Origin of the sequence: Janthinobacterium sp. SUN120 (assembly GCF_030397735.1) — a bacterium.
Lineage (GTDB): Bacteria > Pseudomonadota > Gammaproteobacteria > Burkholderiales > Burkholderiaceae_D > Janthinobacterium > Janthinobacterium kumbetense.
Map to the genome: position 1 here is coordinate 2,024,488 of NZ_JAPUBW010000001.1, position 15,791 is coordinate 2,040,278.

Genomic DNA, 15,791 nt, shown 5'->3' on the forward strand with positions numbered 1-15,791 from the left:
AGACAGCGTGGATACCTCCATCAAACATGGCTTGCTGACACTCATCGAGCGGGCCGCCCGCCTGACGGGACAGCACGTGCCCGCCGCCCGCCTGGCCGACCTGCAGCGCCAGCTCGATGACGTCGACGACAACGGCGCCCCCGGCGCGGTGTTGACCGCCATCTGGCAGGCGGCCGGGCTGGAAGGCGCGGCGCGTCCGCTGCACGAGCCGACGCCGGGCGAGCTGCCGTTCGCCGTCTACAGCGCCAGCACGGGCTGGGGCTTGCTGCAGTCGCGCGGCGCCGACGGCGCCTGGCGCGGCGAAGGCATCGACGGGCGCGCCTTGCAACTGGCCTCGCTGGCCGGCCTGGCTTGCGTGGGGCTGCCGCGCCGCAGCGAAAAAAGCGGCGCCCGCCCCGGCGCCCTGGCCCTGGTGCGCAACGCCCTGTGGCTGAAGAAAAGCGTGTTTGTCGACGCCGTGCTGGCCACGGCGCTGGTGACCCTGCTCACCATGGCCACCTCGCTGTTTTCCATGCAGGTGTACGACCGCGTGATCCCGAACCAGAGCTTCAGCACCCTGTGGGTACTGGTGGTGGGCGTGGCCCTGTCGATCGGCCTGGAATTCATCCTCAAGCAGGTGCGCAGCCGCATCGTCGACCACTCGTGCAATGACGTCGACCATGAACTGTCCGAGTGGTTTTTCCAGCGCATGCTGGGCATCCGCATGGAGGCGCGCCCCGCGTCCGTCGGTACCCTGGCGGCGCAGGTGAAAGGCTTTGAGATGGTGCGCGGCGTGCTCACGTCGACATCGCTGTTCGTGCTGACGGACGTGCCCTTCGCCGTGATTTTTCTCGCCATGATCACCATCATCGGCGGCTGGCTGGTGGTGGTGCCGCTGGTGGCCCTGCCGCTGGCCCTCGCGTGCGGGCTGATGTTCCAGCGCGCCATCGAAAGCCATACGCGCAAGAACCTCAACGCCAGCAACCGCAAGGCCGGCTTGCTGGTGGAAGCCGTCGACGGCGTCGAAACGCTCAAGGGCAGCAGCGCCGAATGGATGATGCAGGCGCGCTGGGCCGAACTGGTGGCCGAGAGCAGCCACGCGGAGCAGAATATCCGCGACTATGCGGCCCTGTCGCAAAACATCACGGCCGCCTTCCAGCAACTGACCAATGTAGCGCTGATCTCCATGGGCGCCTGGTTCGTGGCCGAAAACCAGATGACCATGGGCGCCCTGATGGCCTGCACCATCATCAGCAACCGCGCCCTGATGCCCATCGTGCAGCTGCCCGCCGTGATGGTGCAATGGGCGCATGCGCGCGCTTCGATCGACGGCCTGGAACAGGTCATCAGCCTGCCCAACGAAGCGGACAACGCGCAGTTCGCGCTGACGCCGCGCAGCCTCGACACGGGCTTGCGCTTCGAACGCATCCGCTTTACATATGGCGGCGCGCAAAAGGTGGCGCTGGAAGTGGAAAACCTCGCCATCCGCCCCGGCGAGCGCGTCGGCCTGGTGGGCGCCATCGGCTCGGGCAAGAGCACCCTGCTGAAACTGGCCTCGGGTCTGTACCTGCCGGCCGAGGGGAAAGCCTACCTGGGCGACGTCGACATGGCCCTGCTGGCGCCGGCCGTGGTACGCGAAATGGTCGGCTACCTGCCGCAGGAAACGCGGCTGTTCAGCGGCACCCTGCGCGACAACCTGTTATTGGGACTGGCCGACCCGGGCGAGGAAGCCATCCTGGCCGCCGCCAAACGCACGGGCTTGATCGAGCTGATACTGGGCCAGCCACGGGGACTGGCGCTGGGCATCACCGAAGGCGGACGGGGCGTGTCGGGCGGCCAGCGCCAGTTGATCGCCGTCACGCGCCTGCTGCTGGCCAAGCCGCGCATCTGGCTGCTCGACGAGCCGACGGGCGCCATGGATGCAAAGACGGAAGCGCGCATCGTCGGGCTATTGGGCGAACTGGCGGCCGAAGGCGTGACCATGGTCGCCACCACGCACAAGAACGCCCTCCTGCCCCTGCTCGACCGCCTGGTGGTGCTGCAGGCGGGACGGGTGCTGCTGGACGGCCCGCGCGATGCCGTACTGGCCAAGCTGTCGGGCAAACCGCAAGCCGTTCCCGCTTCCGCTCCCGCGCCGGTGGTCCAGGCTGCGGCAGCGCAAGGAGCCGTCGCATGAAACTGGCCAAGGTCGAAACGAGGGAAGAAGCGAAACGGGGCCGGGTGCTGATCTGGAGCTGCACGGCGGCGCTGGCGGGTGTCATCGCCTGGGCTTCGTGGGCGGAGCTGGACCAGGTCACGCGCGCCAACGGCCAGGTGATCGCCAGCTCGCGCAACCAGATCATCCAGGTGGCCGATGGCGGCGTGCTGGCCGAGTTGCGCGTGCATGAAGGCAGCATCGTGAAAAAGGGCGAATTGCTGGCTCGTTTCGACCGCACGCGGGCCGAGACGAGCTACCTGGAAAGCACGGCCAAGGCAGCGGGGCTGAAGGCGGCCGTGGCGCGCCTGCAGGCGGAAGTGTTTGGCGGCGCGCCGAAGTTCCCGCCCGAACTGCAGGCGTTTCCGGAATTTCGCGCCAACCAGCTGGCCCTGTTCAGCAAGCGCCAGGGCGCCGTGCAGGCGGAAGTGAGCTCCCTGGAAAGCGCCATGAAACTGATCAAGGAAGAGCTGGAAATGAATCTGCCGCTGCTGGAAACGGGAGACGTCAGCCGCGCCGAAGTGCTGAAACTGCGGCGGCAGGTGGTCGACATCCAGGCGCAGATCACCAACCGGCGCAACAAGTACCTGCAAGACAGCCAGACGGACCTGGTGAAAGCTCAGGAAGACCTGGCCGGCGTGCTGCAGACGGTGACCCAGCGCAAGGAGCAACTGGGTTCGACGGACATTTACGCACCCACCGACGGCATCGTGCGCAACGTGCGCCTCACTACCCTGGGCGGCGTAGCCAAGCCGGGCGAGGAAATCCTGCAAATCGTGCCCACGGACGATGACCTGATCATCGAAGCGAAGGTCAAACCGGCCGACATCGCCTTCATCAAGCCCGGCCTGCCCACGGCCGTGAAACTGGACGCCTATGACTACGGCATCTACGGCCGCCTGCGCGGCACCGTCAGCTACATCAGCGCGGACACTTTAAGCGAAGACAACAAGGGCAACGAGCAGCCGTACTACCGCGTGCAGATCAAGACCAGCGGGCGCAACTTGATGGGCAAGAATGGCGAGCCTATCCTGATCCAGCCCGGCATGACGGCCACCGTGGAAATCAACACGGGCCGCAAGACGGTGTTGCGCTACCTGACGAAACCGATCACCAAGACGTTCTCGGAGTCGATGGGGGAACGGTGACGCAGCGGGCTGCGTCACCGGCCGGCTTCAAACGGCCGGTTTCAATTGACCGATGACGCTGGCCACCTTGGCCGTAATCATGTCGACCGCGGGGCCATTGGCGCCATGCGGCAAAATGACGTCGGCATTGCGCTTGGTCGGTTCGATGAATTGCTTGTGCATCGGGCGCACGGTTTCCAGGTATTGCTCGATGACGCTTTCCACCGAACGGCCACGTTCCGTGATATCGCGTTGCATGCGGCGGATGAAGCGCACGTCGGAGGCCGTGTCGACAAAGATCTTCAGCGACATCATGTCGCGCAAGTCTTCGTCATACAGGGCAAACAGGCCTTCGATGACGATCACCGGCGCCGGCTTGACCAAGATGGTCCTGTCGGAGCGGTTGTGCAGCGTGAAGTCGTACTCGGGCATCTCGATCGATTCGCCATTGCGCAAGGCCTGGATGTGCTGCACCAGCAATGGCCACTCGAACGCCTGCGGATGGTCGTAATTCTGCTGCCGGCGCACTTCAGGGGAGAGGTGGGTTTGGTCGCAGTAGTAATCGTCCTGCATTACGACCGAGACCATGTCGGCGCCGAACGACGCCAGCACTTGTTGGGATACGGTGGACTTGCCACTGCCGCTTCCGCCAGCGACACCAATAACAAACGGTTGGAAGGAAATAGTATTCATGCCGAATGATACCGGAAACATGAGCGGTCCGACAGGGAGCGGCTGCAACGCCGGGCCTGTCACGCGCCATGCATCAGTCGTGCATACAGTTCGGCCACCCGCTCTGCCGTGATGCCGTCGCGCTGCTCCACCGCCAGCGGGTGATCCGTCGGTTCCAGCTCGATGGCCGGACGTATGCCATCGTCGCGCAGGTGCACGCGGGTTTTCAGGTTCAGGGTGTCCGGATACACGGGAAGCTGCGTGCTGAGCCAGCCGAAGAAGGGGCCGATATGCGCCCGTTTGGCATCGTTGAAGCAGGCGTCCCAGGCGTCGAAGCTGTCGCCGCTCAGCGACACCCACACGCCCCAGCTGAACGGCTCGTCCGCGCCGTGCACGGGGATGTCGATGGTGGCGCGCACGAAGCAGTGCGCTTCGTCGACGATGCAGGCGTCGCTGTCGAGCTGGCAGCGTGCTTCGCGTTCGGCGGGCGCCATCTGCTCGTACAGCCACGGCGCATCGGCGCCGAAGCTGGGCATGCCCGTGTGGGTCTCGCCGCAGGAGCGGCACTGGAAGGAGAAAGTCATATGGGAAGGCTGCTTATTCGAATTGTTTGCGGTATTGCATGCAAAAAGTTACTTGGGGAAACTGTGCGCTTGGCATTCTGGCAAGATGATATTCTAAACAATCCCAAGATGCACAGACGGGACGCATCGCGCCACGGGCATTGCATGCCTGGCCTCTTTCAGTATCGATGGACTATTTACCTGGAATGAACAATGAACGAAGAAAAATTTTGGCAGCTGATAGAGCAAATCGACCGTGAAGCCCTGCAAGACGGCGACGCCGATGCCGCGGTGGAACCATTGACGGAAGCCCTCGCCGAGTTGCCGGTCAAGGACATCAAGGGCTTCGAAGAGTGCCTGGCGCAGGCACTGTACCAGCTCGATGGCAAGGTGTTTGCGGAGCAGGCCGGTGATTCAGGGAAGTCGGATGACAGTTTCCTGTATGCGCGCTGTTTCGTCGTCGGCTCGGGCAAGGCCACGTACGACAGCGTTCTGGCCAACCCCACACTGATGCCCGATCAAACGGACGAGTGGCTGGAGGAACTGTTGAGCGTCGCTCCCGAGGCCTGGTCCGAGAAGACAGGGCGTGACACCGATGACTGGGATTTTACCGCCAGCGTCGACTATGAAACCGGAAGCAATTCCGCCGCCTGGCCTGGTTAGGGCGGCAATGGACGCCATCGCCGCAAGCAGGGCGCATATCCAGCTGGCCGAAGGCGATGCCGGGCAATGGGAGGCGCACATGGCGGCAGCTGAGGCCGTGCTGCGCGGCGCCTTGCAAGCGGCCCCGCAAGACACGGCCCTGATCACGTGCCTGGGCGCCGTGCTGTGCGACCAGGGCAAGTACAGGGACGCCGTCAACGTACTGGAAACAGCGCTCAAGCTGGGCTCGACGGACAGCCATACCCATTACAACCTGGGGGTGGCCTTGGCGGGACTGGCAAAACCGCGCAAGGCCATGGCGCAATTTGGCAAGGCGCAGGGTCTTGCCGCTTCCAGCCTGACCTGGACCGCCTATTTCGACCCGCAGGCCCAATAGGCGTGCCCTGAAAACTATTCGAACTGCTTGCGGAACGCCTCGAACTGCGCCGCCAGGCCATCGAAGTCGCTGCGCAATTGCAGCACTTCCTGTTCCAGCTGGGCGACCCTGCTGCCCTGCTGCGGCGCGCTGACGGCGCCAGCAAAACCGGCCGCCGTCTCGATCTGCGCCAGCGCCTCTTCGCCGCCCAGCAGATGGCCGTAGCGCGGTTCCTTGGCGCCGGGCGCGACAGCCAGCTTGGCCGCCAGCGGCGGGTATTTGTCGATCAAGAATTGCAGGCCGGCTTCCACTTCCGCCACGGACTTGAATTCATGCACCCTGCCGCTGCGGCTGCGGATCTCGCCTGCCGTCTGCAAGCCGCGCAGCATCAATATCGTCAGGATGGCCAATTTATCCTGTTCCAGCGACCACTTGATGCGCATGCGGTGTTCGTACTTGGCGACACGCGCACCCGCCTGCGTAATGCCGTTGACGAATTTGCGCTGCATCAAACGCTGCAACACGTCGTAGACGGTTTCTTCGGACAGGGCCATGACGGGGTCGCGGCTGGACAGCTGGTTGCAGCCGTTCGTCAGCGCGTTCAGCGACAGCGGGTAGCTGTCCGGCGTCAGCGCTTCCTTTTCGGCCAGCACGGCCAGCACGCGGATCTCGAAGGGGTCGAGCAGATTCGGATTGTCGCTGCTTTTCTCTGCTGCGTTTGCGTCTGTAGTCATGCCTGTATCCTTAATCAACCAGCTTGTTCATTTGCTCGGAATCAAATTTATCACACTCGGGCACGCCCTGGCAGCAGATGCCCGCCGCCTTCAGGGTGGCGAGGATGGTCTCGATGCGCTGTTCCTGCGCCACGGCGTGCGTGATCAAGCCTTGCAGGGCTTTCGACAGGGGATCGTCGCCGTTGGGCGTGACGCCATACGCGGCGAACAAATGGGCCGTGCTGCCCTCGCGCAGGGCGCTGACATCCTTTTGCACGATGTGCGCGGGGTTGCCGACGGCCGTGGCGCCGGACGGCACGGGTTTCAGCAGCACGGCGTTCGAACCCACCTTGGCGTACTCGCCCACCGTGAAGCTGCCCAGCACCTGCGCGCCGGCGCCGACGATGACGCCCCGTTCCAGGGTCGGATGGCGTTTGCTGCCGCTGTGCAGCGAGGTGCCGCCCAGGGTCACGCCCTGGTAGATGGTGCAGTCGTCGCCGACGACGGCCGTCTCGCCGATCACCACGCCGAAACCATGGTCGATGAAGACGCGCCGGCCGATGACGGCGCCCGGATGGATCTCGATGCCCGTGATGATGCGGCCGATATACGAAATGAAGCGCCCTACCCACTTCATGTGCCGCGTCCAGCACCAGTGCGCCCAGCCGTGCATGACGATGGCGTGCAAGCCCGGATAACAGGTCAGCACCTCCCAGCCATTGCGGGCGGCGGGGTCACGTTCAATGATGCTGTTGATATCTTCGCGCAGGTGGTGGAACATAATGACAATGAATAAGGTGGAACGCAAATGGTAGCGTATTCGGCGGGGGAATGCTGGAGGGGAAAGCAAATCGGCCGCCAGCACCAGGGCGGCGGCCGATCATGGAAGCGCTACAAAACGTTCAGGACGTTCTTAAGCTTCCAAAGCGATCCGCTGGCGGCGGGCTTCGTACAGACAGACGCCGGAAGCGACCGACACGTTCAAGCTCTCGACGGAGCCGAACATCGGGATGCTGACGAGGATATCGCAGGTGTCGCGCGTCAAACGGCGCATGCCTTCTCCTTCGGAACCCATGACGAGGGCCGTCGGGCCCGTGAAATCGGCTTCGTACAAGCCTTTTTCGCCGTCGTCCGACGTGCCGATCAGCCAGATGCCACGTTCCTTGAGTTCACGCATGGTGCGCGCCAGATTCGTCACGGTGATGTACGGGACGGTTTCGGCGGCGCCGCTGGCGACCTTGGCGGCCGTGGCGTTCAGGCCCACGGCGCGGTCCTTCGGCACGATGACGGCATGTGCGCCGACGCCGTCGGCCACGCGCAGGCAGGCGCCCAGGTTGTGCGGGTCGGTGATGCCGTCGAGAATCAACAGCAGCGGCGGGCCGTCGATGGCGTCCAGCAACTCATCGAGATTGCGCGCCAGCGACAGTTGCGAGGCAAACGCGATCACGCCCTGGTGGCGGCGCGTGCCGACGATCTTGTCCAGACGCGACGAGTCGACAGGCATGACGCGCACGTTGGCAGCCTTGGCTGCGGCGATCATGTCCTTCATGCGGCCGTCGACGCGGCTGGCATCGACAAAAATTTCTTCCACGGACGACGCTTCATGACGCAGACGCGAGGTGACGGCGTGGAAGCCGAAAATCATTTTATTCTTCATTATTTATCGTTTCTTCTTGCTTGTTTTTGATACAGATACAGTTTTTGCTGCTCGTGGTGCCGCCGCAGCGGGTGCCGCGGCTGGTTTCTTGCTGCGTTTCGGCGCGGCGGCCTTGGGCGCTGCCGCCTTCGGGGTTTCCTTCAGCGCGGCCTTGGCTGCAGGCTTGGCTTGCGCCTTGGCGCCGTTGGCACGGCCGCCGGAACCATTGCCGGGTTTGCCACCGTTGTTGACGCTGGTTTTGATCTCATGGCGCTGCTCGGTCGCTGGACCGGGCTTGACCATCGATTTCTTTTCGCCCTTGCGCTTGCCGCTGCCGTTCGGCTTGGCTGGCGCTTCTTCGCCCGCCAGTTCCGCATCGGTGACCAGGCGCAGGTCGATCTTGCGCGTTTCCAGGTCGACACGCGCCACTTGCACCGTCAAACGGTCGGTCAATTGATAACGCTTGCCCGTGCGCTCGCCACGCAATTCATGGCGCGCGTCGTCGTACTGGAAGTAATCGGTGCCCAGCTCGGTGACGTGCACCAGGCCTTCGACAAACAGGGTATCCAATTGCACGAAGACGCCGAACGTCGTCACGCCCGTGATGGTGCCGGTGAACTCTTCGCCCAGCTTGTCCTGCATGAAGTAGCACTTCAGCCAGGCTTCCACGTCGCGCGACGCTTCGTCGGCGCGGCGCTCGTTGGCCGAGCAATGCACGCCCAGCGCGTCCCAGATCGTCAAATCCGTCTTCTTCGGCTTGCCGTCGGCCTTGTCCTTCGCCTGCTGCTTGCGCGTGGCGTTCGACACGTTCGTGTTCAGCACGGTCTTTTCGGATAGCTTCGGCTCGTATTTCTTGCCTTGCAGAATGGCCTTGATGGCGCGGTGCGTCAGCAGATCGGGATAGCGGCGGATCGGGCTGGTGAAGTGGGCATACGCCTCGTAGGCCAGGCCGAAGTGGCCGATATTGTCCGGGCTGTAGACGGCTTGCTGCATCGAGCGCAGCAACATCGTTTGCAGCAGGGCCGCGTCGGGACGCGCCTTGATCTGCTGCATCAGGGTCTGGTAATCGGATGCCGATGGCGTGTCGCCGCCCGTCAGGTTCAGGCCCACCTGCTTGAGGAAGGTGCGCACTTGCGTGAGCTTTTCCTTGGTCGGACTGGCATGGATGCGGTAGGTGCCTGGATGCTTATTGCGCAGCAACAAATCAGCCGCGCAGACGTTGGCCGCCAGCATGCACTCTTCAATGATCTTGTGCGCTTCGTTGCGCGTGCGGGGGATGATCTTTTCGATCTTGCCCGCGCTATTGCAGACGATATACGTTTCCGTCGTCTCGAAATCGATGGCGCCCCGCTCCGTGCGTGCTTTCAGCAAGGCGCGGTAGACGGCTTCCAGGTTCTGCAGGTGCGGCAGGATGTCCGCGCGGCGTGCCGCTTCAGGTCCCTTGGTATTGCCCAGCACGGCAGCGACTTCGTCGTAGGTCAGGCGCGCGGCCGAATGGATGACGGCCGGATAGAACTGGTAAGCCTTCAACTCGCCCTTGTCGCTGACGACGGCGTCGCACACGAGGGTCAAACGGTCGACGGCCGGGTTCAGCGAGCACAGGCCATTCGACAGCTTTTCCGGCAGCATCGGGATGACGCGGCGCGGGAAGTAGACGGACGTGCTGCGTTCCAACGCGTCGATATCGAGCGCGTCGTTCGGTTTCACGTAATGGCTGACGTCGGCAATCGCCACGATCAGGCGGAAGCAGTTGGCGCGGCCGATCTTGACGGGTTCGCAATACACGGCATCGTCGAAATCGCGCGCGTCTTCGCCATCGATGGTTACCAAAGGCACGTCGCGCAGGTCGACACGGTCTTTCAGGTCGGCGGCGCGCACTTCGAAGGGCAGCTTTTCAGCTTGCTTCAAGGCGGCGGCGGAAAAGACGTGCGGCACGTTGAATTTACGTACGGCAATTTCAATTTCCATGCCGGGGTCATCGAGCGCACCGAGCACTTCGACGATCTTGCCAACCGGCTGCTTGAAGCGCATCGGTTGCTCCGTCAGCTCGACGCTGACGATCTGGCCCGCTTTCGCCTTGCCCACCGAACCGGTGACCAAAATGTCCTGGCCGATGCGCTGGTCTTCCGGCGCCACGACCCAGGTACCGTTTTCCTGGATCAGGCGGCCGATGACGTGGGTATTGGCGCGGTAGGTGACTTCGACGATCGTGCCTTCCGGACGGCCGCGGCGGTCCGTGCCGACGATGCGGGCCATGACCTTGTCGCCATGCAGTACTTTCTGCATTTCCTTCTCAGGCAGGAACAGGTCGGCGCTGGCGTCGTCGGGAATGACAAAGCCGAAACCGTCGCGGTGGCTGGTGACGCGACCGGCGACAAGCGCGCTCTGGTCGGCCAGGCTGAAAACACCGCTGGCGTCAGACTTGAGCTGGCCGTCGCGCTCCATCGCCTTCAGGCGACGGACCAGGACATCCATGGAATCGGCATGCACTTGCAGCGTTTTCCCGAGAGACTGCGGGTCGAGAGGCGCGCTGACGCTGCGGAATATGCCGAGAATGTCCTCCCGGCTGGGGATGGTGTGGGTATTTTGGCTCAAAAGTATTTCTATAGTTGTTATTGACAGTGATCAAACGGAAGACAAAGACCGATGACATCACCGTCAATATTGACACGGTGATGTCCGGTAGTGTACCGGAGGACGCCTTGGTTTGCCTAACGGACAGCGTAGCGGAAACCGAACAAGTGCCCCGCCGATGAAAAAAAGGAGAAAAGCTGCGCAATGCATTTGACTTCGGCAAATATTGCTCTATAATCTCGGTCTCTTGCAGCGACAAACCTTCACGGGGATGCAGTTGCAGGAAAGCGGTACAGGGTTGATGTGCAGTATGGAGCGAAAGCTCATCTGGCGCAAAACTCTTCAAGTCGCTATAATAGCAGAATTGTTGTGAAGTTATTTTTCAACAAGTACTCGAGCAGTAAAAGTAATAAGTCACAGCAGCATCAGTGCCCACGTGGCGGAATTGGTAGACGCGCATGGTTCAGGTCCATGTGCCTTCGGGTGTAGGGGTTCGAGTCCCTTCGTGGGCACCATTACCTAATTCGCAAAAAAGCCGCAAACTTTCACGAGTTTGCGGCTTTTTTCATTTCCGAAACGCCCCCCCCCCCCCACGCCGCAGTCGCCACGCACCTGCCAGGCGATGACATTCACTCCCCGCACTCCAGCGAACGCCATCCGCCACCAAAACGCTGAAAAAATAGGCAGATTCAGCCTTTTTTCATAGGGAAAAGCCCTTTTCAGGCGAAAAAACATGTTTCTTGCAGAAAAGTGCAAAATGTTGATTGACCGAATGCGCGCCAGCCATTATGATTTTGTCCTCGCTGCAGAACATGCAGCGACAAGCAGCAAGCAGTAACAATGCCCACGTGGCGGAATTGGTAGACGCGCATGGTTCAGGTCCATGTGCCTTCGGGTGTAGGGGTTCGAGTCCCTTCGTGGGCACCACCAGCAATGAGATGTTTTCATTGTGATCCGCAGTAAAGCAGTACGCAGTTGAAATGAGCAGCACAATGCCCACGTGGCGGAATTGGTAGACGCGCATGGTTCAGGTCCATGTGCCTTCGGGTGTAGGGGTTCGAGTCCCTTCGTGGGCACCACCAGCAACGAGTCGTTTTCGTTGTAATCCGCAGTACAGTAGTGAGATATAGCAGTAGCAGCATCAGTGCCCACGTGGCGGAATTGGTAGACGCGCATGGTTCAGGTCCATGTGCCTTCGGGTGTAGGGGTTCGAGTCCCTTCGTGGGCACCATTACCTAATTCGCAAAAAAGCCGCAAACTTTCACGAGTTTGCGGCTTTTTTCATTCCAGAATGATTCCAGAATGCCGCATCCCTGCGGCACCCTCCCCTTATTTGGCCAGCGCCGCCTTCACGGCGTCATGCAGACTCGTCGTCGGACGGCCAATCAGCGCGCTCAATTGCTTGCCATGGTCTTCCAGGCCGCCCTTGGCCGCGCCCGCATCGGAATCGGCCAGCAGATCGGCAAAGCCTTCCGGCACGCCCACGCCCACCAGCGCCGCCTTGAAGTCCGCCTGCGGCATATCCTTGTACGCAATCGCCTTGCCCGACTGGCGCGCCACTTCGGCCGCATATTCCGCCAGGGTAAAGCCCTGGTCGCCTGCCAGTTCATAGATGGCTTGCGGCTGGGTCGCCGTCAGCACGGCAGCGGCGGCCGCCGCGTAGTCGAGACGCGCGGCCGACGAGAAACGCCCGTTTTGCGCCGCGCCCAGCACGACGCCATGCTCGAGCACGGGCGCCAGGTGTTCCGTATGGTTTTCCAGGTACCAGCCGTTGCGCAGGAACGTGTATGGCAGGCCGGATGCGCGGATGGCCGCTTCCGTGACGACGTGCTCGGCGGCCAGGCCCAGCGGCGACGTGTCGGCGCGCAAGACGCTGGTATAGGCCAACAGGGCTACGCCGGCGCGCCTGGCCGCATCGATGACGTTCTGGTGCTGCTGCGCGCGCTGGCCCACTTCGCTCGACGAGATCAGCAGGATTTTCGTTGCACCCTTGAACGCCGCATCGAGGCTGGCGCCATCGTTGTAATCGGCCTGGCGCACTTGCACGCCCAGTGCGGCCAGGCTGGCGGCCTTGGCCGGGTTGCGCACGGCGGCGATGATGTTGGCTGCAGGGACGGATTTGAGCAGGCTGGCAATGACGTGCTGGCCCAGGTTGCCTGTGGCGCCGGTGATGACGATCATGATTTCTCCTTGGTACGTGGGTGGTAAAACCCTATAATAGGACTATTACTTACCAATTGTAAGTACGTACCTTTTGGTAAGTACTCTTGGATACCAAACTTCGAAGGCCAACTATCATGTCCACAGACACTCCCGGCGCCAGCCTGCGCGCCGCCCTCGCCCGCCAAAACCAGGGCGCGCACCTGCTGGCGGCCGCCTGCCCGTCGCGCGCCGTGCTCAGCCACCTGACCAGCCGCTGGGCCGTGCTGGTGCTGGTACTGCTGCTGAGCGGCACGCGGCGCTTCAGCGAACTGCGCCGCGAAGTGGGCGGCGTCAGCGAAAAAATGCTGGCGCAAACCCTGGAAGCGCTGGCGGGCGACGGCTTCGTGCTGCGCCAGGCGTACCTGGTGATCCCGCCCAAGGTGGAATACAGCCTCACGCCGCTGGGACGCGAGGCGGCCGAACGCCTGGCCGTGCTGGTCGACTGGATCGAGGATAATTACCCGCGCATCGAACAGGCGCGCGCCGACCTGGCCACGGCGCCTGCCGTGCAAAACGCCGCGTGAACGAGGGCCATCCGCATTGCTTTTAGTCATCAAGAATTATCGTTTACTCCTACTTGCCTTGATGTAATACTAGGCCCATGAAACGCGTAAGGGCGCGACACCATGAACCAGTTGATTTCTTCCATCACTGACCGGGCCAATGTGCTGCTGGTCAGCAATTCGCCGAACGATGTGCGCGAACTGCTGTATGTGCTGGACCGGCATAACCTGGGCACGGGGCTGGCGGGCGATATCGACGAAGGCGTGGAACTGGCGGCCGGCGGCACGGACCTGATCCTGCTCGACGCGGCCCTGGCGGGCACGAATATCGGCGCCACCTGCATGCGCCTGCGCAATGCGGGCGGGCGCCACGGCGTGCCCCTGCTGCTGATGTCGGCCACCCCCAGCGCCGAAGAGCAAGGCCGCAGCGTGGGCGCCGGCGCTTCCGACTACATCAAGATGCCCTTCAATGCGCGCGACGTGGCGGAAAAAATCCTCATGGAACTGGCGCTGCACAAGGCCGAGGCGCCCGCGCCGCGCGCCGCCACGCCGCCGCGCCCCCTGCATCCGCAAACGCTGGAAGTCAATTACCACTCCATCCTGGCCGGTTCGCCCGACGCCGTGCTGCTGTTCGATATCGACAACCGCCTGCTGATCGACGCCAACCACCTGGCCGAAGAATTGTTCGGCATGCCGCTGGCCGAGCTGTTGCAAGGCGGCATAGAGCCGCTGTTCCCCAGGCACCAGGGCGATGGCCGCGCCTCGCCGCAACTACTGGAAGAAAAGATCCGCGATACCTTGCAAGGCAAGATCGTCGTCTTCCGCGCCAGCTGCTGCCACCGCGACAGCCACCCGATCGCCTGCGAAATCCGCCTGATGCGCCTGTCCGTGCCCGGCCGCCAGCTGGTGCATGCGCGCATCATCGACTTGACCGAACGCAACCTCGCCGAAGCGATGCGCTCGGGCCAGAGCGCCCTGCTGGAAATGGTCGCCAAGGGCGCGCCGCTGATCCCCACCCTGAACCACTTGCTGCTGCTGATCGAAGGCCAGTCGCGCGGCGTGCTCTGCTCCATCATGCTGCTCGACGACGACGGCATCCACATGCATAGCGCGGCCGGCCCCAGCCTGCCGGCCGAGTACATGGCCCTGCTCGAAGGCGTGGCCATCGGCCCCGGCGTGGGTTCCTGCGGCACGGCCATGTTCCTGCGCGAACCGGTGGTCGTCACCGACATCATGCGCGATCCGCTGTGGGCGCCCTACCGCGAGCTGGCGGCGCCATTCGGCTTGCGCGCCTGCTGGTCGCGCCCCATCTTCGGCCAGGATGGCACCGTGCTCGGTTCCTTCGCCATGTACTACCGCGAAGTGCGCCAGCCCGACGCGCGCGACCTGGAACTGATCGACACGGCCACCGACCTGGCCGGCATCGCGATTGGCCGCATGCGCCATGAACGCGAACTGCAGCGCCACCGCGCCCACCTGGAAGAGCTGGTGGCCGAACGCACGGCGGCGCTGACCCAGGCCAAGGAACACTCGGAGCAGATGAACCTCGAATTGGCCGCCGCGCTGGAAAACCTGTCCATCACGCAAGAAGAACTGGTGCGCCGCGACAAGCTGGCCGCGCTGGGCGCGCTGGTGGCCGGCATCGCGCACGAACTCAATACGCCGATCGGCAACGGCCTGGTGGTGGCCACCACGATGGCCGAGCGCACGCGCGAAATCCAGGCCAGCTTCCTCGACGGCTTGCGCCGCTCCGAACTGGGCGCCTACCTGACCCAGGCCAGCGAGGCGGACGCCATCATGCTGCGCAACCTGCAGCGCGCCGCCGACCTCGTGTCGAGCTTCAAGCAGATCGCCGTCGACCGCGCCAGCTCGCAGCGCCGCCACTTCCTGCTGCGCCAGTTCATCGCCGAACTGATGCTGCCCATGTCGACGCCGCTCAAGGCCGCCGGCCTGAGCCTGACGCAGGACGTGCCCGAGGGCCTGGCCATGGACAGCTATCCGGGTCCGCTGGGCCAGGTCCTGAGCAACCTGCTGGAAAACTGCCTGCGCCATGCCTTCGAGGGCCGCAGCGGCGGCACCATCGCCATCACCGCGCGCGGCAGCGACGACGGGCAGACGATCACCCTGTCCATCGCCGACACGGGCGTGGGCATCGCCGCCGATGACCTAGTGCATGTCTACGACCCCTTCTTCACGACCAAGCTCGGTTCCGGCGGGTCGGGCCTGGGCCTGCACGTGGCGCACAACATCGTCACGGGCGTGCTGGGCGGCCATATCCATGTTGCCAGCAGCACCGGCGACGGCAGCGGCACCACCTTCACCCTGCAGCTGCCCGCCGCCGCGCCGCAAGCGCCCGCCCCCTGACGGGCAAGCGCGCTACAATGCCAGCAAGCATTTCTTTCGGAGCACCCATGAAATACCTTATCGCCACTGCCCTGCTGGCAGTTTGCGCTGGCGCAATGGCCGGACCTGCCCCCTGGTACAAATGGCGCAGCAAGATCGACGGCACCCTGTCGTGCGCCCAATCGACCCTGGGATTTGGCTGGGAACTGGCCTCGGGACCGTACAAAGATAGCCGTTGCGAAAAACCGGCGCTTGTTAAATAATGGG

The 15,791-nt window shown here is 63.2% G+C and carries 15 protein-coding genes and 4 tRNA genes; 11 read left to right on the plus strand and 8 right to left on the minus strand.

Annotated features, from left to right (window positions below):
* Positions 1-7: 7 nt before the first annotated feature.
* Positions 8-2,155, plus strand: a complete 2,148-nt coding sequence (locus O0879_RS08870) for an ATP-binding cassette domain-containing protein (RefSeq protein ID WP_289916002.1) — start codon at positions 8-10, stop codon at positions 2,153-2,155.
* The gene (locus O0879_RS08875) at positions 2,152-3,321 is read left to right on the plus strand and encodes an HlyD family type I secretion periplasmic adaptor subunit (protein ID WP_099664688.1); all 1,170 of its coding nucleotides are present in this window, start codon (positions 2,152-2,154) and stop codon (positions 3,319-3,321) included. The genes O0879_RS08870 and O0879_RS08875 overlap by 4 nt, the downstream gene beginning before the upstream one ends.
* A 27-nt stretch (positions 3,322-3,348) precedes the next feature.
* Here the strand turns inward: O0879_RS08875 and udk are convergent, their stop codons facing one another.
* Complete coding sequence (udk, locus tag O0879_RS08880; RefSeq protein ID WP_289906644.1) at positions 3,349-3,993, minus strand: uridine kinase; 645 nt, start codon at positions 3,991-3,993, stop codon at positions 3,349-3,351.
* A gap of 59 nt (positions 3,994-4,052) precedes the next feature.
* A complete protein-coding gene (locus O0879_RS08885; protein ID WP_289916003.1) occupies positions 4,053-4,556 on the minus strand; it encodes a DUF2199 domain-containing protein in 504 nt (167 codons plus the stop codon).
* 192 nt (positions 4,557-4,748) lie between these two features.
* Between O0879_RS08885 and O0879_RS08890 the strand changes: the two genes are divergently transcribed.
* Positions 4,749-5,198, plus strand: a complete 450-nt coding sequence (locus O0879_RS08890) for a DUF4240 domain-containing protein (RefSeq protein ID WP_289911785.1) — start codon at positions 4,749-4,751, stop codon at positions 5,196-5,198.
* A gap of 7 nt (positions 5,199-5,205) precedes the next feature.
* Positions 5,206-5,574, plus strand: coding sequence for a tetratricopeptide repeat protein (locus O0879_RS08895; protein ID WP_289911786.1), 369 nt, complete (start codon positions 5,206-5,208; stop codon positions 5,572-5,574).
* Between the two features lie 14 nt (positions 5,575-5,588).
* Here O0879_RS08895 and O0879_RS08900 read toward each other — a convergent pair whose 3' ends face one another.
* The 4 genes from O0879_RS08900 to rnr all read right to left on the minus strand — a co-directional run bounded on the left by O0879_RS08900 (position 5,589) and on the right by rnr (position 10,497).
* Positions 5,589-6,287, minus strand: a complete 699-nt coding sequence (locus O0879_RS08900) for a DUF480 domain-containing protein (protein ID WP_289911787.1) — start codon at positions 6,285-6,287, stop codon at positions 5,589-5,591.
* 10 nt (positions 6,288-6,297) lie between these two features.
* Positions 6,298-7,047 carry a serine O-acetyltransferase gene (cysE, locus tag O0879_RS08905; protein WP_099664693.1) on the minus strand — a complete coding sequence of 250 codons (750 nt, stop codon included), beginning with the start codon at positions 7,045-7,047 and terminating at the stop codon, positions 6,298-6,300.
* Between the two features lie 132 nt (positions 7,048-7,179).
* Entirely contained in the window at positions 7,180-7,923 is a 744-nt protein-coding gene (gene rlmB, locus O0879_RS08910) for a 23S rRNA (guanosine(2251)-2'-O)-methyltransferase RlmB (protein WP_034756912.1), read from the minus strand.
* A gap of 3 nt (positions 7,924-7,926) precedes the next feature.
* On the minus strand, positions 7,927-10,497 hold the full coding sequence (gene rnr / locus O0879_RS08915; protein WP_289916005.1) for a ribonuclease R: 2,571 nt from the start codon (positions 10,495-10,497) through the stop codon (positions 7,927-7,929).
* 409 nt (positions 10,498-10,906) lie between these two features.
* Here rnr and O0879_RS08920 point away from each other — a divergent pair.
* A tRNA-Leu gene (locus tag O0879_RS08920) sits at positions 10,907-10,991 on the plus strand.
* Positions 10,992-10,995: 4 nt separating this feature from the next.
* Here O0879_RS08920 and O0879_RS08925 read toward each other — a convergent pair.
* Entirely contained in the window at positions 10,996-11,211 is a 216-nt protein-coding gene (locus tag O0879_RS08925; RefSeq protein WP_289916007.1) for a hypothetical protein, read from the minus strand.
* Positions 11,212-11,318: 107 nt separating this feature from the next.
* On the opposite strand from O0879_RS08925, the gene O0879_RS08930 reads away from it, so the two are divergent.
* From O0879_RS08930 to O0879_RS08940, 3 genes are all read left to right on the plus strand, one after another.
* A tRNA-Leu gene (locus O0879_RS08930) sits at positions 11,319-11,403 on the plus strand.
* 67 nt (positions 11,404-11,470) lie between these two features.
* Positions 11,471-11,555, plus strand: a tRNA-Leu gene (locus O0879_RS08935).
* A 67-nt stretch (positions 11,556-11,622) separates the two neighbouring features.
* Positions 11,623-11,707 (plus strand) — tRNA-Leu (locus O0879_RS08940).
* Between the two features lie 98 nt (positions 11,708-11,805).
* Here O0879_RS08940 and O0879_RS08945 read toward each other — a convergent pair.
* Complete coding sequence (locus tag O0879_RS08945; RefSeq protein ID WP_289916010.1) at positions 11,806-12,657, minus strand: SDR family oxidoreductase; 852 nt, start codon at positions 12,655-12,657, stop codon at positions 11,806-11,808.
* 116 nt (positions 12,658-12,773) lie between these two features.
* Here O0879_RS08945 and O0879_RS08950 point away from each other — a divergent pair, with 116 nt between their 5' ends.
* The 3 genes from O0879_RS08950 to O0879_RS08960 all read left to right on the plus strand — a co-directional run bounded on the left by O0879_RS08950 (position 12,774) and on the right by O0879_RS08960 (position 15,787).
* Complete coding sequence (locus tag O0879_RS08950) at positions 12,774-13,202, plus strand: helix-turn-helix domain-containing protein (protein ID WP_289911789.1); 429 nt, start codon at positions 12,774-12,776, stop codon at positions 13,200-13,202.
* Between the two features lie 102 nt (positions 13,203-13,304).
* Positions 13,305-15,545 (plus strand): ATP-binding protein, encoded by a 2,241-nt coding sequence (locus O0879_RS08955; RefSeq protein ID WP_289916011.1) that lies wholly within the window; start codon positions 13,305-13,307, stop codon positions 15,543-15,545.
* Between the two features lie 47 nt (positions 15,546-15,592).
* Entirely contained in the window at positions 15,593-15,787 is a 195-nt protein-coding gene (locus tag O0879_RS08960) for a hypothetical protein (protein WP_099664698.1), read from the plus strand.
* The last annotated feature ends 4 nt before the right edge of the window (positions 15,788-15,791 follow it).